The sequence below is a fragment of the Mycobacterium sp. AZCC_0083 genome (genome assembly GCF_014202335.1).
In the GTDB taxonomy this organism is placed as follows: domain Bacteria; phylum Actinomycetota; class Actinomycetes; order Mycobacteriales; family Mycobacteriaceae; genus Mycobacterium.
Map to the genome: position 1 here is coordinate 95,359 of NZ_JACHGP010000023.1, position 19,225 is coordinate 114,583.

Here is a 19,225-nt window from a genome sequence, read left to right on the forward strand (position 1 = left end):
TCATCAGGGTCCCATCGCGATTCGATCCCGACAGAGCACCGGGCCCACACCTGGGCCCGGTGTTCTACATCCCGCCGACCCGGCCCGGTCACCTCCGTCATCGGGCAGCGGCGCGGACGTGATCGATGTCCCGCGTCTGCCGCAAGCTCGTCATCCACTCGCGGGCCGAGCCCGGCCGTCACGTGGGCCGAACGGATCTGTATTGAACGCCTGATGTCGTCGAGACCAAACGGATTCGGCCTTGGTGATCGGCTTGGCCTGGTGTCTTTCTGCCGAACTGCGTGGGCCATAGGGAAACACCTGATTCTGCGGATGCCGGGAGTCAATAGCGTCGGCGGGTGGAGTCGGTACACCGCTCCAGTGCTGAGACGTTCGAGGGGGATTCGAGATGGCCAACCATCATCGGCGGGGTAGGGGTTCTGAGGCGTCGCGCAGACGGGGCCGTGCCTGGCTGGCAGCGGCGATCGGTGGGGCGGGGATCGTGCTGGCCGCGCCGGGCGCAGCGCTATTGGTCTCTCCTGGGGTGGCCCAGGCCGCCCCGGTTGCGGCGAATCCGGTGTGTCCGCTGTTCGGGGGTTGTGCGTCCGGAGGCTTGGGTCCGGGAATCGGTGATGTTGTGGGCCTGGCGGCGCCGACGCCGAATGCGTTGGCCGTCGGGGTAGTTGGAGCCGGCGTGAATGGGCCGTTGTCTGCCCTGATTGGTATCGCGGGTCAGATCCCGTTCGTCAACATCTTCGTCCACAACGGGGCTGATGGCACCGCAGCACATCCCGACGGCGGCAACGCCGGGCTGTTCATCGGCAACGGCGGCAACGGCTACAGCTACACCGCGGCTGATCGACTGATCCTTGGCGGAAACGGCGGTAACGGCGGAACAGCGGGGTTGTTCGGCGGCAACGGCGGCAACGGCGGCAACGGCGTGGCAGGCGGCACCGGCTTGGGCGGGGTGTTACTGCCCGGCGGCAGTGGCGGCAACGGCGGCAGCGCCGGACTGTTCGGCGACGGCGGCAGCGGCGGTAACGGCGGGGCAGGCGCGACGGGCGCCAACGCCGTGAACCCAACCGGCGCCCCCAACCCGGTGCGCGGAGCCAACGGTGTCGGCCTTCAGAACGGCGGCAATGGGACGTTCCCGGGGGGCGACGGCGGCGACGCAGGCGGCTTGGGCGGCAACGGCGGAAAGGGCGGCAACGGCAATCCGGCAACCTCCCGCATCCCGGCTGGCGACGGCGGTGACGGCGGTGACGCCATAGCCAGCGGCGGTGCCGGCGGAAATGGCGGTAACGGCGGCAGCACCAACGGCATCGGCGGGACCGCAGGCCACGGTGGCGACGGCGGCGACGCTGCTTCCGACGGTGTCAACGGTCAGTCCGGAAGCGCAGGAGGCAGTGGCGGTGCCGGCGGCCGCGGCGGGTCTGTCTCCGGTGTCGGCGGCAACGGTGGCGTCGGGGGCACCGGCGGGAAAGGTGGCAACGGAAGCACGGGCGGTGACGGCGGCACTGGCGGCAACGGCGGCACCGTCGCCGGACCCGGCACCGGCGCCACTGGCGGCCACGGCGGTAGCGGCGGTGGCGGCGGGTTCGGCGGCTTCGGCGGGAACGGCGGCAACGGTGGTGCACCCGGGTCCGGCGCGTCCGGTTCCGGGTCCGTCGGCACCGGCGGGCCTGGCGGAAACGGCGGCACCGGGGGGACCGGCGGCTTCGGCGGGGGCGGCGGCGGGAGCGTCGGCGGCCTCCCTGAAGGCGCCAGCGGCACCGGCGGCCCTGGCGCCACCGGCGGCACCGGCGGTACCGGCGGAATCAGCGGCAACGGCAACGCTGGACACATAGGCGCCAATGGCAAGCCGGGTGGCACCGGTGTCCCCAGCAACGAGGGCGGACCCGCCTTCGGCGGTGGCGGCGGTGCCGGCGGTGCCGGCGGCGCTGGGGGCTGACGCGCGGCACCGGCCGGGTAGACCGCTGACCGTCGTCCGAAGTGTCACCGACACAACGAAAGGATCGCGCCAATGACGTTGCGCGACAACGAATTACTAGGAGGAGAACGTGAATAATCGGTTGCGGAATGTGGCGGTGGGCGCGTTGGTGCTCATTGCCGGTGTGGTTGGGCTCTTCTTGCCGGTGTCGGTGTTCGACGGGAATAGTTCGACCGTCGCGTGCGGGAATGCAGTGGTCGCCGACCAATCCGTGCCGCGGGCGGCGAACGACGCGACGGCAGCAGGCGTCCCGGTCGCCAATCAGGTCGTCCTCCATCTCGACTACGTCGCCGAATGCGAATCCGCGATATCCGGGCGGCGTCACTGGGCCGTCCCATTGGTGATCGTCGGGGCGGCAGGCATTTTGGTCGGACTACTGGCTCGCGGTCGCCGTAGTGCTGGACGGCTTGGTGGTCCCTGACGCCGAGCGGTCCAGCTCTGGACGGCAGTGTCGCGCGTCAGCCGTAGGGAAACACCTGATTCTGCACCGTGCGTCGCTCCATAGCGTCGATACGCGAGGGACCAACGCTTCGGGTTCGGGGCATGATGCAAGGAGACTCAGATGGCTGGGCATCGGCGGCGGGGTAACGGTGCAGGGCGGTCGCGGACACCGAGTCGTCCGCTACTTGCCACGGCGATGGCGATCGGTGGGGCCAGTATCGCGTTGAGCGCTCCAGCGGCAGCGTTGTTGGCTGCTCCCGGCGTGGCCCAGGCCGCACCGCCCCCGGCGGCTGATCCGTTGTGCCCGCTGTTCGGGTCGTGCAATCCACCCAGCGTGGGATCAGCGGTCGCGAGCCTTGCCGGGCCAGGCAACCTCGCAGATCCCTTCGGAGTGCCAACGGCTTTCCTGAGCCTGGCCGGTGCCATCCCGATCGTCAATGTCTTCATCGGCAACGGTGCTGACGGCACCGCGGCCCATCCCGACGGCTTCAACGGCGGGATCTTCGCAGGCAACGGCGGAAGGGGCTACAGCCCGACCGCGGTGGGGGCCAGCGGCGGCAACGGTGGTTCAGCGGGACTGTTCTTCGGCGGCGGCGGCAGTGGCGGCAACGGCGCGATCGGCGACGCGGTCACCGCCGGTGGCAATGGCGGGAATGGCGGCGCCGCGTCGTTCTTCATCGGCAACGGTGGCGCCGGCGGCATGGGTGGCGCGGGTGCGCCCGGTGTCACCGGGGTCCTAGGCCTTGGCGGGACGAACGGCGGCGGCGGTGGGGCCGGCGGTAACGGTGGCACGGCCGGGCTCATCGGTGACGGTGGAGCCGGGGGTTACGGCGGGACCGGCGGGACTGGTGGCGCCGGTGGGGCCGGGGCGACCGGTCTTTCCGCGACGACTCCGGGTGCCGTGGGCGGTGTGGGTCAGGTCGGCGGCGGTGGCGGTTCGGGCGGCGCGGGCGGCAATGCCGGGACCGGCGGTGCCTCCGAATTCTTCGGTAGCGCCGGCGCTTCCGGGGTCAACGGCAGCGGCGGTAACGGCGGCGACGGCGCTACCGGTGGCACGGGTGGAGCGGGTGCCACCGGCGCCAACGGTCTGGCTGCAGCGACCCCGGGCGCTGTCGGTGGTGTGGGTCAGGCCGGCGGCGGTGGCGGCACCGGTGGTGCCGGTGGACTAGCGGGGGCAGGTGGTGCGGCCGGGGTCGGCGGTATCGGCGGCTCGGCGGGTGTCGCCGGTACCGACGGCGGCGGTGGCGCGGGCGGCGATGCCGGTAACGGCGGCAAGGGTGGCGCCGGCGCGGCTGGCGGCACGGGCCCTGCGGCGACGACTCCTGGCGCGAAGGGCGGTGTGGGTCAGGGCGGGGGCGGCGGTGGCGCGGGCGGTGCGGGCGGCAATGCCGGGGCCGGTGGTGCGGGTGTCACGACGGGTACTGCGGGGGTCAACGGCAGTGGTGGCGATGGCGGCGACGGCGCTACCGGTGGCACGGGTGGCGCGGGTGCCAACGGCACCAACGGCGTGGATGCGACGACGCCGGGCGCAAAGGGCGGTGTGGGTCAGGCCGGTGGCGGTGGCGGCACCGGTGGTGTCGGTGGACTGGCGGGCGCTGGTGGCGCCGCCGGGACGGGTGGCGCGGGCGGCGCAACGGGCGGGGCCGGGGCCGAAGGCAATGGCGGTGCGGGCGGCAATGCCGGTAACGGCGGCAAGGGTGGCTCCGGCGCGGCTGGTGGCACGGGCCCTGCAGCGACGACTCCTGGCGCGAAGGGCGGTGTGGGTCAGGGCGGTGGCGGTGGCGGTTCGGGCGGTGCGGGCGGCAACGCCGGAGCTGGTGGCGCGGGCGCGACGTCGGGTACTGCCGGGGTCAACGGCAGCGGCGGTAACGGCGGTAACGGCGCCACCGGTGGCAAGGGCGGCGCGGGTGCGGACGGCGCCAACGGTGTGGCTGCGACGACCCCGGGCGGTGTCGGTGGCAACGGTCAGGCCGGCGGTGGCGGCGGTACGGGTGGTGCTGGTGGACTGGCCGGAGCCGGTGGCGCCCTCGGGACGGGTGGTACCGGCGGCTCGTCCGGTGTCGCCGGGACCGAAGGCAATGGCGGCGCGGGCGGCAACGCCGGCGACGGCGGCAAGGGTGGCGCCGGCGCGGCGGGCGCAAACGGCACGACAGGGCCTGACGGGCAGACGCACCCCGACGACAACGGAGACAATGGCGGCAACGGCGGCAACGGCCAGAGCGGCGGCAAGGGCGGCAGCGGCGGGAACGGGGGCGGTGGCGGCGCTGGCGGTGTGGGCCTGACCATTGGGGCCGCGGGCTCCAACGGGAACGGCGGGAACGGCGGCAAGGGCGGCAAAGGCGGCAGCGGCGGTGACGGCGGCAACGGCGGCGACTCGATCCTGACTACCAGCATTTCGAGTACCCGCGGCGGCGACGGCGGGTTTGGCAGCAGAGGCGCCGGCGGGGGTGCCGGGGGCGGCGGTGGCAACGCCGGCGTCGGCGGTATCGGCGGTACAAACGGTGTCGCTGGCGGCAGCGGCGCCGGCGGTGGCGGCGGTAACGGCGGCAACGGCGGCGACGCCTCGAACACGGCTGGCACCAGCTTCGCGGTCGGCGGCAACGCCGGCTTCGGCGGCAACGGCTCCGGCACCGGCAATGGGGGCGACGGCGGCAACGGCGGCAACGGCTCCGGCAGCGCAGGCAACAACTCAGGCAACGGCGGCGGTTCCGGTGGTCACGGCGGTAGCAGCCAGAACGGCCACGGCGGCCACGGCGGCAACGGCGGCAACGCCAGCGCCGACCAACCCGGCAATTCCGCCGACGGCGGCGACGGCGCCCCCGGCGGCGACAGCCAGACCGGCACCGGCGGCGACGGCGGAAACGGCGGTTCGGGCAAAGCCACTGGCAGCGGCGGCGACGGCACCGGCGGCGACGGCGGCAAGGGGGGTACCCCCGGCGGCGCAGGCGGAGCCGGGGGTGCCGGTGTAGGCGGCCCTGGCGGGACCGGCACCGACGGCTCGAAGGGAGCCAACGGCTGATGTGCACGGCGACCGCCGCCCCCAGCTGTTCATCGACCTAAAGTCATTGGAGGCAAACCTCTCTCGGGTCTATCGCAAGCTCGCAATGAGCTGCGGCCCGAGCTCGGCGGCCACCTGAGTCAATCTGATCCGTAGGGAAACACCTGATTCTAAGGGTGTGTTGCACGCCTAGCGTTGGGTCGATGAGCTCCTCTGGGTTGCCGCAACGGTGTTACCTCGCCGAGTGGTATCGGTCCGAGCTGACTGAGGAACTGCTCGATTCTGCCGTGACCAAACTCGACGAGTGTGTGTCCTCGGTGTGCGCGCAGGGCTCGCCGGTGCGGCTGTTGATGGCGCTCGCGGTGCCGGACGACCAGTTGGTCTTCGGCGTCTTCGTGGCCGGCTCGGAGGAGATTGTCGACAGGGTATGCCGGGAGGCCGGCATTCCGGCACATCGGCTCAGCGCGGCCATTGACGCCCGCGTGCCGCGCTGATCACGGGAAACCCTTGATCTTGCGCCAACATTCGCTCGACGGAGTGGTGCCGTTGGCATACTCGGACGATACTGCGCAGGCGGGATGGGGAGGGAGTTCACATGGCACGCTGGACATTCGACGACATCCCTTGCCAGGCGGGCAGGACCGCCCTGGCGACCGGCGCCAACAGCGGGTTGGGATTCGAGTCCGCTCGACAGTTGGCACTCAAGGGCGCCAACGTCATCGCCGCATGCCGTCACCATGACAGGGGCCTTGAGGCAGTGCGGCGGATCCGCGACGAGTCCCCGAACGCAAGCATCGCGTCGGCGTCGCTGGATCTGGCCGATCTGGACTCCGTCGCCCGCTTCGCCGACGACTTCCTGGCCGGGCATCGCCGACTCGACCTGCTGATCAACAACGGTGGGGTGTTGACCCCGCCGGAGGGCAAGACCAAACAGGGCTTCGAGTTGCAGTTCGGGACCAACCATTTGGGACACTTCGCGCTGACCGGCCGTCTGCTCATTGCGCGCCGTCGGCGTCACCGGACCGGTTCGGCAGGCCCGGATTTCGGTGCGCGCGCGGGACGCCGCGGTGGCCGAGCAACTGTGCGACGTCAGCGAGCGGCTCACCGGCGTGAGCTACGTCTTCGTCGGCTCACGCGCCTAACGTGCGTCGGACAGCACGAAGTCGGCGCTCGCCGATCATGATGGACGGGGCGTTGGTGTTGGCACGTGGCAACACGGGCAGCGCGGACGCGTCCGCGACGCGCAAGCCCCGCACGCCGCGGACGCGCAATTTCTCGTCGAGCGGACTGTCGGGGTCGGTGCCCATCGCGACCGTGCAGCCGGGATGGCTTGCGGTGATGGCGGTTTCCCTGATGACCGCCTCGATGTCGCGTCCCGCGCCTGGGACGAGTTCCCGATCGACGGCTGAGGCGATCGGCTCGGTGGCGCGGCCGTCTTGCAGGACCACGCGCTGGACGTGGGCCCTCGTGACGACGGTGAGGTTCTTCTGATGACCGAGGTAGCCGCGGGCGGTGTTCCAGCGTTGCCCGCGGTCGATGGTGACGGATGAGATTGCCGCGCCGTCCAATTCGGGCCCGCTCACGTCGTCGTTGGCGGGAACACCGGCGGCGCGGGCGGACGTGACGAACAGCGACGACAACTCGTCGGGATCCTGCAACCGGGCGACGTGCATGCGTCGTTCCATGCGCGCGAATACCGGGGCCACGTCGGTCCATGCCCAGCCCGGCACTCGCCAGCCGTCGTAGTCGAGGTTGCTGCCCTTGACCCAGATCATCGCGTTCATGCCGCTGGTACCGCCGAGCGCGCGGCCGCGGGGGAGCTTGATCCGCCTGCCGGCGCAGCCGGGTTCGGGTCCGGATTCGTAGGCCCAGTCCAGTGAGGTGCCGAACTGCAGGGCGAAGGCCAACGGCGCCCGGATCGTGAATCGGCGGTCCGTTCCGCCGGCTTCGATCAGCAACACCGTCGACGACGAGTCGCTGGCCAGTCGACCGGCCACCGCGCAGCCTGCGGAGCCGGCGCCGATGACGATGAAGTCGTATCCCGCCACTGGGCCCCCGCCACAACCGACCGCCGCAACCTCCCGTCGTCAATGTAAACCGTTCGTCGCTACCCGTTGGCGCCCGTGTTTCCGTTGGCCGAGTTGCCGGTGCCACCGGCACCGCCTGGCCCGCCTGGCGAGCCACCGGGGCCGCCGTCGCCGCCGTTCCCGGTGCCGCCAGCGGTGGCATTGCCGCCGGTGCCGCCCGCTCCGCCGGCCCCGCCGTTGGCGCCCGCACCGCCGGTACCGCCGGTGCCGCCCCGGCCAGTGCTGTTGGTGCTCGTCCCGTTGCCGCCGGCCCCGCCGGTGCCGCCAGGGCTGCCGGTTCCGCCGCTGCCGCCGTCACCGCCGGTGCCGACGCCGTTGGCGGGTGCCTTGCTGATTCCGTCGCCGCCGGCGCCGCCCGACCCGCCGGGGCCCGAAGCGCCTGCATTGCCTCCGTCGCCACCGTAGCCACCGTCGCCGTAGAAGCCGGTGCCCTTGCCGCCGCTGCCGCCGTTGCCGGCGTTACCCGTGACGGCTCCGCCGGTGCCGCCGTTCCCGCCGTGGCCGGCGTCGCCGACACCGCCGCCGTCGTTGGCGGAGCCACCGCCGCCGTTGCCGCCATCGCCGCCCGTGCCGCCCGCACCGCCGTTCCCACCGTTACCGCCCGCCCCGACGCCTCCGAGGTCTGTCACGCCGCCACCGCCACCATCGCCACCGGTTCCGCCAGAGCCGCTGAAGCCCCCGGTGCCGCCGTCGCCGCCGGTGCCACCGAAGCCAGTCCCCGAGGTGGCCGTCGCGAATCCGCCACCTCCACCGTTGCCGCCGCCGCCGACCAAGCCGCTGGCGCCGCCCGCACCGCCGTCGCCACCTAGGCTGTCCCCCTGGACGACCTCGGCCTCGCCGCCGTTTCCGCCGTCACCGCCATTGCCGATCAGGGCGCCCCCTGCGCCGCCGCTGCCGCCGCTGCCGCCGTTGCTGTCGCCGTTTGTGAGGAGGTAGAGGCCCCTACCGCCCGCGCCGCCGGTGCCGCCATTGCCGATGAACATCGAGGCCGCGCCGCCGTTGCCGCCGTTGCCGCCCGGCAGGTTCAGGCTTACATCGCCGTCCGCGCCGTTGCCGCCGTCTCCGCCGCTCCCGAAGAACAACCCCGCAGCACCGCCGTTGCCGCCGTAGGCGCCGGGGGTGGTGGGGCTGTAGCCCTTACCGCCGTCACCGAAGAACAACCCACCGTTGAAGCCGTCGGGGTGCAACGCGGTGCCGTCCGCGCCGTTGCCGATGAAGATGTTCAAGCCAGGAATCGCACCGGCGAAACCCAGTAAGGCAGTGGGCAACCCGAAGGGATCAGCAAGACCGCCCGGCGGGACGAGACTCGCGATACTCGCGCCAACGCCGCCACCCGACCCGCACCCCACCAACAGGGGGCACAACGGACCGGTCGGCGGCACCGGCGCGGCCTGAGCGAGCGCCGGAGTAGTCAACAACGCCGCTGCCGGAGCGGCCAACACGATCCCGGCCCCTCCGATCGCCGCCGCCCATGCATGACTCGGCGTGCGCGTCCGCCCTGAACCGCTAACTCGCTGACGATGCTTGGCCATGATGACGTCCTCTCGGATGTTTCCGTACGGGAGTGCTGTCTGGTCTCCCCGCGCGTTGACGTTATGGCGCCAAGTGCCGCGCAGAATCAGGGGTTTCCCTATCGCTGACGCGCAGCGCGGGCGTCAATCGCCAGGCTGAGCCGCTGCGCGGGCCTCAGGTGTTCCCTACAGGTCGGACCGACTCATGTAACGACCAAGTTCGGCGCGTTAGTGGATGCCGAGCTTGCGATACACCCGGGATAGGTTGGCCTCGACGGTTTTTGTGCTGATGAACAATGCAGCGGCGACGTCGCGGTTGGTCATTCCTTCGGCCGCCAGCGTGGCGACACGCCGCTCCACCGGGGTGAGTTCGGTGGGCCGACGGGGCACCACCGCGCAGCGTGCCAGCTCGGTGCGAACCCGCTCGGCCCACAGCGGGATCCCATGCCCTCGAACGCCGCCATCGCCTCGCGCAACGTCTCCGTCGCGGCGGCCTTGAGTCGTTGGCGACGCTGAATCTGGCCAAGCAGCGGCTGCGCGCGAGCCCGCTCGAGAGGTGCATCCGCCGGGGGAGTTGCACGAGTTCGAGAACGGTCCGGCTCGTTCCATGCTGTTTCGAGTCCGATACGGCAACGACATGCGCCATCACAGCGTGGCGTGGCGTGGCCAGGCCGAGTGGAAGCAGTCATCCGAGGACGCTGCCTATTTCGCGGCATCGTCGTCCGCCTTGGCGGCGCACCTCGACGCCTAGCGCTCGTACAGGGCGCGCACGGTGTCCACCGTGTCCGCGTCGACGGGCCCCTTGTCGTCGCGATAGCGCAGCACGCGGGCAAAGCGCAGGGCCATCCCGCCGGGGTAGCGGGTGGACGTCTGCACGCCGTCGAAGGCGATCTCGACCACCTGCTCGGGCCGGACGGCCACCACGTAACCGTCCGTGCCGTCCACTGCCAGTTCGGTGAATCGCGCTGTCTGCCAGTCGAGCATCGCGTCCGTCATGCCCTTGAAGGTCTTGCCCAGCATCACGAATCCACCCGTCTCCGGATCGCGCGCCCCGAGATGGATGTTGGACAGCTTGCCGGTGCGCCTGCCCGAACCCCACTCCACCGCAAGGACGACGAGGTCGAGGGTGTGCACCGGTTTCACCTTGAGCCAGCCGGCACCGCGTCGGCCCGCCTCGTACGGCGCCGCAGGCGACTTCGCCATCACCCCTTCATGTCCCGCGGCCAGTGTCGTGGCCAGGAAGGCCGCCGCGGCCACGCCGTCAGAGGTGGCCAACCGATCGACGCGCTGGGCGGCAGGCACGATGGCGTCGAGGGCGGCAAGCCGGTCCGCCGCAGGCAGATCCAGCAGATCGGTGCCGTCGAGGTGGAGCAGGTCGAAGAAGAACACCGACAGGAGTTGCGCGGCACGGGCCGCTACGACGTCGGCGGTCCGGCCGAAGCGCGACGCCGTGACCTGGAACCGGTGTGGTCGCCCGTCGGGTTGCAGCGCGATGGCCTCGGCGTCGGCGATGAACTCCTTCGCAGGCAATGCCAGCGCGGCCTCGACGACCTCAGGGAGTCGCGCGGTGATGTCGTCGAGGCTGCGGGTGTAGACGGACACGGTGTCGTGCGCTCGGTGGATCTGCACCCGCGCGCCGTCCAGCTTGGCCTCGAAGATGGCCGTCCCGCCGAGCTTTTCGAGTGCGGCGTCCACTCCGGTCGCGGTCTGGGCAAGCATCGGGCCGACCGGGCGTCCGACCTTGAGCGTGAACTCGGTCAGTGCCGCCGGGCCGCCGGTCAATGCCGCCGCCGCGACGGTCGGGAGGTCACCGCTCAGCATCGCGGCCCGACGCACGTCGGCGGCGGGGAGCTCGGCGGCCTTGGCGACCGCGTCGGCCATCACCCCGACGAGCGCGCCCTGGCGCAGTTCGCCGCCGAGCAGACGGCGCAGGAATGCCTGCTCGACGTCGGTGGCCGCGGCGAAGACCGCGTTGACGAGCTCCGAGCGGCGCGCCTGAGAACCCGGGCCCGCGGTCGTGCCGATCTCGGTGAACGTGGCGTCGACCCCTCGCACCGTCAGCGACGGTTCGGCCGCGGCTCCGGGTAGCGAGCGCAGGGCGGCCCACCCCACCCCGATCTGGCGCTGTGGCAGGTCGCCGGAGAGCCAGGCGACGACGATGGCGACAAGTGTCGGGTCGGCCTCGGCGGCGGCCTGTTTCAGCACCTCGGCGATGCGGCCGACCTTGGCCAACCGCGCCGACACGGAGCCGACGTCGGCGGACGCGGTGGCGACGTCGACGAGGTGCACGAGACCAGCCTGGCACGGGGGTCGGACATCGCCTGACCGACGCGCGCTGCAGGATTTGCCAGACCGCGATGAATACCGAACACGCGGTGGTACTTTTCGCTGGTCGTTCGCCGAATCGCGGCGCCGGGAAGGAATTGTCATGCCAGCAATAAGGACCGGAGTAGCGGCGCTCTTCGCGGCGACGTGTGCCGTGGTCGCGATCGGTGCCGCACCGATGGCGGCGGCCGACGACGAGTGCGACCCCTCGGTGGCGGTCTGCGACTCGCCAGGGAACGTCGAAATCAACGACTCCCCACCCGCTTCTTCGGTCGATCAATACCCCTCCGACGACGAGTGGTACTTCAATCCTGCCGGCGGCGGGACGGCCCTACAACCCAGCGGTGGGTCCCACTCCGGTGGCGGTGGAGGTGGAGGAGGCGGACACCGCTAACGGTCAATCGGTGATCGCAGGTCCGGTCTCCAACCTCGTTTCATCCCAAGGCAATTCATCAGGTATCTAGACTCTTAGGAGAACGATTCATGTTGTTTTCAACCTCAGTCGCGCGGCGCGCGGCAGTAGCCGCGGCCGGTGCTGGTGCGATCGCAGGCGTCATGTTGCTCAGTGGCGCGCCGTCGGCGCTGGCCGACCCACCGCCACCACCCCCGGTGGGCTGCTCGGCGGCCGATTTCGAGCAGGTCAAGGGTGACGTCTCGGTTGCGACCGCGGGCTACTTCTTCACCCATCCCGACGTCAACGCGTTCTTCTCCACTCTCAAGGGGCAACCGCGGGACCAGATCAGTCAGCAGGTCAAGGACTACTACGCGGGCAATCCGCAGGTCCAGTCCGAGATGGCTGGGATCCGTCAGCCGATGCGCGACTTCAAGGCTCGCTGCCAGTAACTCGAAGTCGCGGTCACCCGCCACTGACCAGGTCGACGATCACCGCTGCCTCCGCGCGGACGGCCTCCGCCCGCTCGGACTGCCCGCCGGCGTCCATCTGCTCAGCGGCCAGCAGTCGGTCATCGACGTCGGTGCGTAGCAGCGTGCGGATCTCGGCGTCGGTCAGAATCCGCCGAGGCACCTGTGGCTTCTCAAACTCTGTGTCCAATTCTCCTTCAAAATTCCACTCGTCGACAAGCAGGACGGCGTGGACTTTTGCGATCTCAGCGAACGCGGAGTCACGACCTGGGCGGAACGAGCTGGCTGTGCTTGTTCATGAGGACACCGTCCGGCGGACGCCCGGGAAGCCGAGTCCGGCACATGCGCGACAGTCCGGTAGACCCGGCGCGCTCGCCTGCCCCGCCTGCGTCGACCGCCGCACACCCGAGCACCGCGTGGTCGCTCAACAAAGAATCAACAACGGTCCATACATCGATCTCGGATGTGGATGTTGTCCAAATACCTTGTGCGCCGGTCAAACCGCCGTGTCAACCGAGACGACGTCCGCGAGGAGGTCCCGGAGGTGCCGCCGTCCGCGGTGAATCCGGGACATCACGGTTCCCGTCGGGATGTGCATGATGTCGGCGATCTCCTTGTACTTGAGGTCTTCGACGTCGGCGTAGTACACGGCGATCCGGAATCTGTCGGGCAGAGCCTTCATTGCTGCCGCCACGGCGGTGTTGGGGAACAGCGCGAGCGCCTCGTCCTCCGCTGACGGCAGCCCGAGCGAGGTGTGTTCGGAGTTGGACATCAGCTGCAGGTCGGTGATCTCTTCGGCCGGATACGTGACGGGCTGCCGCTGGCTCTTGCGATAGGCGTTGACGTGAGTATTGGTCAGGATCCGATGCAGCCACGCATTGAGGTTGGTGCCCTGTCGAAACGAGTTGAAACTGGCGTAGGCGGACAGCATGGTCTCCTGCAGCAGGTCCTCGGCGTCGGCCGGATTGCGCGTCATGCGCAGAGCCCGGCGATACAGAGGCGCGCACAACGGGATGGCTTCGCGTTCGAAGCGCGCGGCCAGCTCCGCAACGGTGTCTTCGACGAGATCTGCGTTGCGGGTGGGGTTTGGGCACAAGGGCCCTATCGCATCGATGACCGCCAGTTCGCCCGCGCCATCCGCAGATTCGGCAAGTACAGCAGTCACGATCGGTACCACTTCCTCTCGGAGCAATGGCATTGACTGCCTGACATTGACCTGTGTCGGGTGCGCCGCCGTGGGCGGTTGGATGCGGTAGCGCCGGCATCGCGATGAGACGGCGTCCAGAAGGGATGATCGGCTGACGGCGACTTCGCCTCGACCATGTCCATCCCCTTTCCGCCATTGCATCGTATACCTATATGATATGGAAACATCGGAGATTTTTATCAGGAGTCGGCTCCGCCCGGGTCTTCATGTTCACGTGGCAACACCAGCCGCTCGCCCTGCCGCTGACGACCACCCAATCGATCACCGCCGCAATGTCAGGGAGGGTGGGCACGGTCCGCAAGCATCTGGCGCCGACGTCGTTGCCGGGGTTCCGCCTGCGGTACTCGGATCAACGTATGAAACGAAGTGTATATCGGGTACATGATATAAATGCTGGATGGAACGGGCAAACCCGGGCACCAACGGAGACGACATCGCGGAGGCGCTCGAACAGGCATCGATCCTGATCACGCGGCATCTGTCCGACCGCACGGCGTTGAGCCTGACCGCATCGATGACACTGGACACGCTCAATCGGGAAGGCCCGATCCGGCTGACGGCGCTAGCCGCGGCGGCGGGAATCAGCCAGCCGTCGATGACCGAATTAGTCCAGCGACTGGAGCGACAGGGCTTTCTGACCCGAGTAAACGACCCCGAGGACGGGCGCGCCGCCCTGGTGGGTATCACCGACGGCGGCCGGGCGCTACTAGATGAACGGCGGCGGTACCGCCGCGACCGGCTGGCCGAATTGCTGACGGACATGTCGCCACAGGAGGAGGCCGCGCTCACCCTGGCCATGCAGGTGGCCTTGCCGAGCATCAGGCAACTCATCCAGAACGCCACCAGCCGCGTACGCAAGGACGGGCCGGTCACCGCGCCTTCCTGATTCGGGCAACCGAGCGTGGGCTTTCGCCCACCGCCGGACTGTGGCAATGGATTTTCAGCCAGTACGGGCGGCTGGCGAGCCCGCCTGACGTGGGCCCTATCTGCGTTTGCGGGCAGGAGGCGCGAACCATACGTCCGTGGGTCTGACACTGATCGGATGAGGTTTTCCCACCGCTGACGGTCAATCGGTGATCGCGGGCCCCGTCTCCAACCTTTTTTCATCCCAAGGCAATTCACCAGGATCTAAACTCTTAGGTGAACAATTCATGTTGTTCGAAGTCGCGGTCACCCGCCACTGAGCAGGTCGACGATCACCGCTGCCTCCGCGCGGACGGCGGACGCCCGGGCGGATTGCCCGCCGGCGTCCATCTGCTCAGCGGCCAGCAGTCGGTCGTCGACGTCGGTGCGCAGCAGCGTGCGGATCTCGGCGTCAGTCAGAACCCGCCGTGGCACCTCGGCCCTGCCGAGGCCTGCCACGCTGGCCGCGATGGCACCGGCGGCCGGGACGTCGACGTCGGGGGTCTCGGCGTTGTCGATGGCGCTCAGTGCTGACCGCAGCGCCGACACCCGGATGGAGTCGCGGTCCTTGCGGGCGGCCATCAGTTGCGCCCGCAGCGTTTGGCGCCATTGTGCGGCAGGGTCTTCCATGCGGTTCACGGTAGCCACTGTCTGACGGCGGCTCGAGCGCATTTACGCCACTGCGAAGGACACCGTGTGCCAGCCGGTGGCGCCGTCGGGGATGACGTCGGCTTGTTGCGACGTCTGCACCGCACCGGAGTTGTCGGTCGTCCGCACGGCGATCTGGTGCGATCCCGTGACGTTGGCCTGCCAATCGAAGCTCCACAGCCGCCAGGTGTCATCGGAGTAGCCGGCACCCAGCTGCGCGGGTTGCCATGGGCCGTCGTCGATCTGGACTTCAACGGCCTTCACGCCGCGCGGCTGTGCCCACGCCACGCCACCGAACCGCACCTGGCCGCGCGGGACGTCCGCGCCGCTGCGCGGGACGTCGATGCGCGACTCCGTCTTGATCGGACCCCGGGGAGACCAACCGAGCCGTGTCCAGTAGGCCTCGGCCCGATCGAACCGGGTCACCTCGAGGTCGACGATCCACTTGGTCGCCGAGACGTAGCCGTACAGCCCGGGCACCACCAGACGCGCCGGGTAGCCGTGCTCGACTGGAAGGGGCTGGCCGTTCATCGTGATCGCCAGCAGTGAGTCGCGGTCGTCGGTGAGCGCCTCAACGGGGGTTCCCGCGGTGAATCCGTCGGTGGACGTGGACATCACCATGTCGGCGTCGGGGTGAATGCCCGCCGCCGCCAACAGATCCCGCACGCGGTACCCGGTCCACACCGCGTTCGAGACGAGGTCGCCGCCAACCGGGTTGGACACGCAGGTGAGCGTCACCATCTTCTCGACGAGATCGAACTTCGCCAGATCGTCGAAGCGGTAGGTGATCTCCCGGTCGACCATGCCGTGGATCTTCAGCTGCCACTCGTTGCGACTGAGCTGCGGCACGCTCAACGCGGTGTCGATCCGGTAGAAGTCCGCGTTGGCGGTGACGAAACTGGGCAGGGCGACCCCGTCGGGCTGGACGTTCGCAGGGACCGGCCGGATGGGGTCCTTGATCGGCGGTGGCTTGAACGCCTCGCGGTCGCCCGATACCGAATGGATGTTGCGCGACAGCACCGCGCCCAACACACCGGACAGCACGCCGGCGCCGACGAAGCCCATCGCCGCCAGCGACAGCCGGCGGCCGGGATTGGCTGGCCGATCGGATGTTTCGCCGTCATCCGATCGGGGTGGCACCACGTCGCCGTCGGTGAACCGTTCCGACGTCAAGAACCGCAGGACCACGATGCCGCACGCCGCCCCGATCAGGGTGGGCACGACGTCGAACACCGATGCGCCCGCGCGGCTCAGCACGGCTGCCGAGCCCGCCAGCGCGGCCAGCACGATGGCGACGCTGCCGACCGGAATGCGCGACCGCTCCCACTGCGCGGCCACTGCGGCAACCGTGCCGATCACGATGAGCACCATCGCCGACAGGAACAACTTGTCGGCGGTGCCGAACGTCTGGATCGCCCACTCCTTGACCGGACCCGGCGTCAGGTCGATCACCGACGAGCCGACAGCGGTGCGGGCATCGGCACTCGAACCGAATGGCACCGCGACCAGGGCGCTGACGCCGAGGGCGATCGCTGCGGCGGCGAGACCGGTGAGCGGAGAGCTACGCGACGTGGCCGTCGGCGGGGGAGTGCGCGCGGTAACCGCCATAACGCCAAGGTACCGACTCGGAGCCCCGAAATCCTTACCGTAGGGTGACGTTACAGTTTGGCCTCAATATGGAAAGGGAGCTAGATGGAGATCTCGGGGAAGAAGGCCATCGTCGTCGGCGGTGCCTCGGGCTTTGGCCGGGCCACCGCGGAGTCGCTCATTGCGCGTGGCGCGGACGTGGCGATTCTGGACCGGGCACAGTCGGACGGCAAGGACGTCGCATCGGCGATCGGTGCCGCGTTCCACGAGGTGGACATCACCGACTTCGCCGGAACCGAGACGGTGCTGCAGAACGCCATCGACGAGCTCGGTGGGCTGCACGTCATCGTGACGACCGCGGGCGGCGGCATCGCCGAACGCACCGTCAAGAAGGACGGCCCGCACGGCCTGGACTCCTTCCGCGCGACCATTGACCTCAACCTCATCGGCACCTTCAACATCAGCAGGCTGGCGGCGTGGCAGATGAGCAAGCAGGAGCCCGTCGACGACGACGCCGAAGAGCGCGGCGTCATCATCAACACGGCATCGATCGCCGCGTTCGAGGGTCAGATCGGGCAACTCGCGTACACCGCGTCGAAGGCCGCCATCGCGGGCATGTGCCTCACCATGGCGCGTGATCTCGGCAGCTTGGGTATCAGGGTGCTGGCCATCGCGCCGAGCCTGTTCGCCACCGGTCTCACCAAGGGTATTCCCGATGAGTTCGCCGCGGCGCTCACCAAGGACGCCGCGTTCCCGAAGCGGCTCGGCAAGCCCGAGGAGTACGCGAAGCTGGCGCTCGCGATCGTCGACAACCCGATGCTCAACGGCCAGTGCCTTCGCCTCGATGCCGGCCAGCGTTTCGCCCCCAAGTAATAGAGTGATTTCGGCACACTGAGTCGCGCTCAGCGCTACCCAGCGTGCACAAATCGCTGACTCGGGAGGCGCTCGTGGCGACCGTTGCAAGCAAACTCATCGCGGCGTTGGCGCGCAACGGTGTTCGCCGCGTCTACGGACTGCCCGGCGACAGCCTCAACGGGTTCACCGATGCCATCCGGCGATCGGGTGACATCACCTGGGAGCACGTCCGGCACGAGGAGACGGCGGCGTTCGCCGCGGCCGCCGACGCCGCACTGACCGGTGAGCTCGCGGTGTGCGCGGGCAGCTGCGGTCCCGGCAACCTGCACCTGATCAACGGACTGTTCGACGCCAACCGCAGCCGGGTGCCGGTGCTCGCGATCGCGGCGCACATCCCGCGCAGCGAGATCGGGTCGGAGTACTTCCAGGAAACGCATCCCCAAGACCTGTTCGGTGAGTGCAGCGTCTACTGCGAACTGGTCAGCACCCCGGAAATGGCGCCGCGTATCTTCGAGATGGCGATGCGGGCCGCGGTGGAGGAGAACGGCGTCGCCGTCGTGGTCGTGCCAGGCGAGATCTTCCTCGCGGCGGCCAGCGAATCCGATTGGCTGACAAGGCCCATCGAGCCCACCCGGTCGGTGATGCGGCCCGACGACGCGTCGCTTCGGCAGGCCGCGGACCTGCTCAACGTCGGCGACAACGTCACCATCCTCGGCGGCGCGGGAGTGGCCGGTGCCCACGATGCACTGGTCCGGCTGGCGGGCACGCTGAACGCACCGATCGTGCATGCGCTGCGAGGCAAGGAGTTCATCGAGTACGACAATCCGTTCGACGTCGGGATGACCGGGCTGCTGGGATTCGCGTCCGGGTACAAGGCCATCAAGGAGGCCGACGTCCTGCTGATGCTCGGCACCGACTTCCCCTACCAGCAGTTCTATCCCGATCACGCGCGGGTCATTCAGGTCGACGTCCGAGGGCGCAACCTGGGCAGGCGCACCCCGATCGACCTCGGCCTGCGCGGAACGGTGGCCGACACGCTGGCCGCGCTGCAGCCGCTCCTGGTCCAGAAGGATTCCCGTGCTCACCTCGACCGTTCGCTGCAGCACTACCGCAAGACGCGCAAGTCGATGGACGCGTTGGCGGTCAACGACCGCGACCGCACCCCGATCCGCCCCGAATACCTTGCCGGACTTGCCGACCGGCTGGCCGCCGACGACGCGGTGTTCACCGTCGACGTCGGTTCACCAGTCGTCTGGGCCGCGCGCTACCTGACCATGAACGGCAAACGCAGGATCGTCGGCTCGTTCAACCACGGCACCATGGCCTGCGCGCTGCCACATGCGATCGGCGCGCAGACGGCCTTCCCGCACCGCCAGGTGGTCGCCCTTGCCGGCGACGGCGGCCTGACCATGCTCTTCGGCGAGCTCATCACGCTGATCCAGAACCGGCTACCGGTCAAGGTGATCGTCTTCAACAACTCGTCGTTGAACTTCGTCGAACTGGAGATGAAGGCGGCCGGCATCGTCACCTTCGGCACCGACCTGGCCAATCCGGACTTTGCCGCGGTTGCACAGGCTATGGGCGTTTTCGGGAAACGGGTGGAGCATCCCGCCGAACTGGAGCAGGCGCTATCCGATGCCTTCGCATACGACGGCCCCGCGGTCGTCGACGTCGTCACGGCACGCCAGGAGCTCTCGATCCCGCCCTCCATCACCGCTGAGCAGGCCAAGGGCTTCTCGCTCTACGCGATTCGGACCATCATGGCCGGCCGCGCCGACGAGCTGCTCGACCTGGTCACCACCAACGTGTCGCGTCGTCTCCTGGATTGACAGC

At 69.5% G+C, this 19,225-nt stretch carries 19 protein-coding genes; 11 read left to right on the forward strand and 8 right to left on the reverse strand.

Features of this window, described 5'->3' with window-relative positions:
- Positions 1-388 precede the first annotated feature (388 nt).
- The 5 genes from HNP02_RS37730 to HNP02_RS37750 all read left to right on the forward strand — a co-directional run bounded on the left by HNP02_RS37730 (position 389) and on the right by HNP02_RS37750 (position 6,591).
- Positions 389-1,930, forward strand: a complete 1,542-nt coding sequence (locus HNP02_RS37730) for a hypothetical protein (RefSeq protein ID WP_184445768.1) — start codon at positions 389-391, stop codon at positions 1,928-1,930.
- 109 nt (positions 1,931-2,039) lie between these two features.
- Positions 2,040-2,390: an aminopeptidase gene (locus HNP02_RS37735; RefSeq protein ID WP_184445769.1), complete on the forward strand. Its 351-nt coding sequence runs from the start codon at positions 2,040-2,042 to the stop codon at positions 2,388-2,390.
- A gap of 141 nt (positions 2,391-2,531) precedes the next feature.
- Positions 2,532-5,429 (forward strand): PGRS repeat-containing protein, encoded by a 2,898-nt coding sequence (locus HNP02_RS43600; RefSeq protein ID WP_184445770.1) that lies wholly within the window; start codon positions 2,532-2,534, stop codon positions 5,427-5,429.
- 182 nt (positions 5,430-5,611) lie between these two features.
- The gene (locus tag HNP02_RS37745; RefSeq protein WP_184445771.1) at positions 5,612-5,902 is read left to right on the forward strand and encodes a hypothetical protein; all 291 of its coding nucleotides are present in this window, start codon (positions 5,612-5,614) and stop codon (positions 5,900-5,902) included.
- 101 nt (positions 5,903-6,003) lie between these two features.
- Positions 6,004-6,591 carry an SDR family NAD(P)-dependent oxidoreductase gene (locus tag HNP02_RS37750; protein WP_184445772.1) on the forward strand — a complete coding sequence of 196 codons (588 nt, stop codon included), beginning with the start codon at positions 6,004-6,006 and terminating at the stop codon, positions 6,589-6,591.
- Here HNP02_RS37750 and HNP02_RS43920 read toward each other — a convergent pair.
- The 3 genes from HNP02_RS43920 to HNP02_RS44230 form a co-directional block, all read right to left on the reverse strand.
- Entirely contained in the window at positions 6,539-7,456 is a 918-nt protein-coding gene (locus tag HNP02_RS43920) for a GMC family oxidoreductase (protein WP_184445773.1), read from the reverse strand. The two genes, HNP02_RS37750 and HNP02_RS43920, sit on opposite strands and share 53 nt — an antisense overlap.
- 59 nt (positions 7,457-7,515) lie before the next feature.
- A complete protein-coding gene (locus HNP02_RS43605) occupies positions 7,516-9,027 on the reverse strand; it encodes a PGRS repeat-containing protein (RefSeq protein ID WP_184445774.1) in 1,512 nt (503 codons plus the stop codon).
- Positions 9,028-9,234: 207 nt separating this feature from the next.
- Positions 9,235-9,396 (reverse strand): helix-turn-helix transcriptional regulator, encoded by a 162-nt coding sequence (locus tag HNP02_RS44230; protein ID WP_375373756.1) that lies wholly within the window; start codon positions 9,394-9,396, stop codon positions 9,235-9,237.
- A 217-nt stretch (positions 9,397-9,613) separates the two neighbouring features.
- Between HNP02_RS44230 and HNP02_RS43395 the strand changes: the two genes are divergently transcribed.
- Positions 9,614-9,757, forward strand: coding sequence for a hypothetical protein (locus tag HNP02_RS43395; RefSeq protein ID WP_255507439.1), 144 nt, complete (start codon positions 9,614-9,616; stop codon positions 9,755-9,757).
- Here HNP02_RS43395 and HNP02_RS37770 read toward each other — a convergent pair.
- Positions 9,754-11,295 carry an ATP-dependent DNA ligase gene (locus HNP02_RS37770; RefSeq protein ID WP_184445775.1) on the reverse strand — a complete coding sequence of 514 codons (1,542 nt, stop codon included), beginning with the start codon at positions 11,293-11,295 and terminating at the stop codon, positions 9,754-9,756. The genes HNP02_RS43395 and HNP02_RS37770 overlap by 4 nt on opposite strands.
- A gap of 139 nt (positions 11,296-11,434) precedes the next feature.
- On the opposite strand from HNP02_RS37770, the gene HNP02_RS37775 reads away from it, so the two are divergent.
- Positions 11,435-11,725 (forward strand): hypothetical protein, encoded by a 291-nt coding sequence (locus HNP02_RS37775; RefSeq protein ID WP_184445776.1) that lies wholly within the window; start codon positions 11,435-11,437, stop codon positions 11,723-11,725.
- Positions 11,726-11,814: 89 nt separating this feature from the next.
- Positions 11,815-12,174: a heme-binding protein gene (locus HNP02_RS37780; protein WP_184445777.1), complete on the forward strand. Its 360-nt coding sequence runs from the start codon at positions 11,815-11,817 to the stop codon at positions 12,172-12,174.
- A gap of 13 nt (positions 12,175-12,187) precedes the next feature.
- Here HNP02_RS37780 and HNP02_RS37785 read toward each other — a convergent pair whose 3' ends face one another.
- Positions 12,188-12,382: a hypothetical protein gene (locus tag HNP02_RS37785; protein WP_184445778.1), complete on the reverse strand. Its 195-nt coding sequence runs from the start codon at positions 12,380-12,382 to the stop codon at positions 12,188-12,190.
- A gap of 306 nt (positions 12,383-12,688) precedes the next feature.
- On the reverse strand, positions 12,689-13,315 hold the full coding sequence (locus tag HNP02_RS37790; protein ID WP_375373758.1) for a sigma-70 family RNA polymerase sigma factor: 627 nt from the start codon (positions 13,313-13,315) through the stop codon (positions 12,689-12,691).
- A gap of 481 nt (positions 13,316-13,796) precedes the next feature.
- Here HNP02_RS37790 and HNP02_RS37795 point away from each other — a divergent pair, with 481 nt between their 5' ends.
- On the forward strand, positions 13,797-14,285 hold the full coding sequence (locus tag HNP02_RS37795; RefSeq protein WP_184445780.1) for a MarR family winged helix-turn-helix transcriptional regulator: 489 nt from the start codon (positions 13,797-13,799) through the stop codon (positions 14,283-14,285).
- A 284-nt stretch (positions 14,286-14,569) separates the two neighbouring features.
- On the opposite strand, the gene HNP02_RS37800 is transcribed toward HNP02_RS37795, so the two are convergent.
- Positions 14,570-14,932, reverse strand: coding sequence for a GatB/YqeY (locus HNP02_RS37800; RefSeq protein WP_184445781.1), 363 nt, complete (start codon positions 14,930-14,932; stop codon positions 14,570-14,572).
- Between the two features lie 42 nt (positions 14,933-14,974).
- Positions 14,975-16,558 carry a molybdopterin-dependent oxidoreductase gene (locus HNP02_RS37805; protein ID WP_184445782.1) on the reverse strand — a complete coding sequence of 528 codons (1,584 nt, stop codon included), beginning with the start codon at positions 16,556-16,558 and terminating at the stop codon, positions 14,975-14,977.
- A gap of 84 nt (positions 16,559-16,642) precedes the next feature.
- On the opposite strand from HNP02_RS37805, the gene HNP02_RS37810 reads away from it, so the two are divergent.
- Both HNP02_RS37810 and poxB read left to right on the forward strand, forming a co-directional pair.
- Complete coding sequence (locus HNP02_RS37810; protein WP_184445783.1) at positions 16,643-17,410, forward strand: SDR family NAD(P)-dependent oxidoreductase; 768 nt, start codon at positions 16,643-16,645, stop codon at positions 17,408-17,410.
- A gap of 74 nt (positions 17,411-17,484) precedes the next feature.
- Positions 17,485-19,221, forward strand: a complete 1,737-nt coding sequence (gene poxB / locus HNP02_RS37815) for a ubiquinone-dependent pyruvate dehydrogenase (RefSeq protein WP_184445784.1) — start codon at positions 17,485-17,487, stop codon at positions 19,219-19,221.
- Positions 19,222-19,225 lie beyond the last annotated feature (4 nt).

Excerpts from the sequence above, each read along its gene's own strand:
- HNP02_RS37730 (WP_184445768.1), top strand. The coding sequence starts at position 389 with ATGGCCAACCATCATCGGCGGGGTAGGGGTTCTGAGGCGTCGCGCAGA.
- HNP02_RS43600 (WP_184445770.1), top strand. The coding sequence starts at position 2,532 with ATGGCTGGGCATCGGCGGCGGGGTAACGGTGCAGGGCGGTCGCGGACA.
- HNP02_RS37745 (WP_184445771.1), top strand. The coding sequence starts at position 5,612 with ATGAGCTCCTCTGGGTTGCCGCAACGGTGTTACCTCGCCGAGTGGTAT.
- HNP02_RS37750 (WP_184445772.1), top strand. The coding sequence starts at position 6,004 with ATGGCACGCTGGACATTCGACGACATCCCTTGCCAGGCGGGCAGGACC.
- HNP02_RS43605 (WP_184445774.1), bottom strand. The coding sequence starts at position 9,027 with ATGGCCAAGCATCGTCAGCGAGTTAGCGGTTCAGGGCGGACGCGCACG.
- HNP02_RS43395 (WP_255507439.1), top strand. The coding sequence starts at position 9,614 with ATGCTGTTTCGAGTCCGATACGGCAACGACATGCGCCATCACAGCGTG.
- HNP02_RS37775 (WP_184445776.1), top strand. The coding sequence starts at position 11,435 with ATGCCAGCAATAAGGACCGGAGTAGCGGCGCTCTTCGCGGCGACGTGT.
- HNP02_RS37780 (WP_184445777.1), top strand. The coding sequence starts at position 11,815 with ATGTTGTTTTCAACCTCAGTCGCGCGGCGCGCGGCAGTAGCCGCGGCC.
- HNP02_RS37795 (WP_184445780.1), top strand. The coding sequence starts at position 13,797 with ATGGAACGGGCAAACCCGGGCACCAACGGAGACGACATCGCGGAGGCG.
- HNP02_RS37800 (WP_184445781.1), bottom strand. The coding sequence starts at position 14,932 with ATGGAAGACCCTGCCGCACAATGGCGCCAAACGCTGCGGGCGCAACTG.
- HNP02_RS37805 (WP_184445782.1), bottom strand. The coding sequence starts at position 16,558 with ATGGCGGTTACCGCGCGCACTCCCCCGCCGACGGCCACGTCGCGTAGC.
- HNP02_RS37810 (WP_184445783.1), top strand. The coding sequence starts at position 16,643 with ATGGAGATCTCGGGGAAGAAGGCCATCGTCGTCGGCGGTGCCTCGGGC.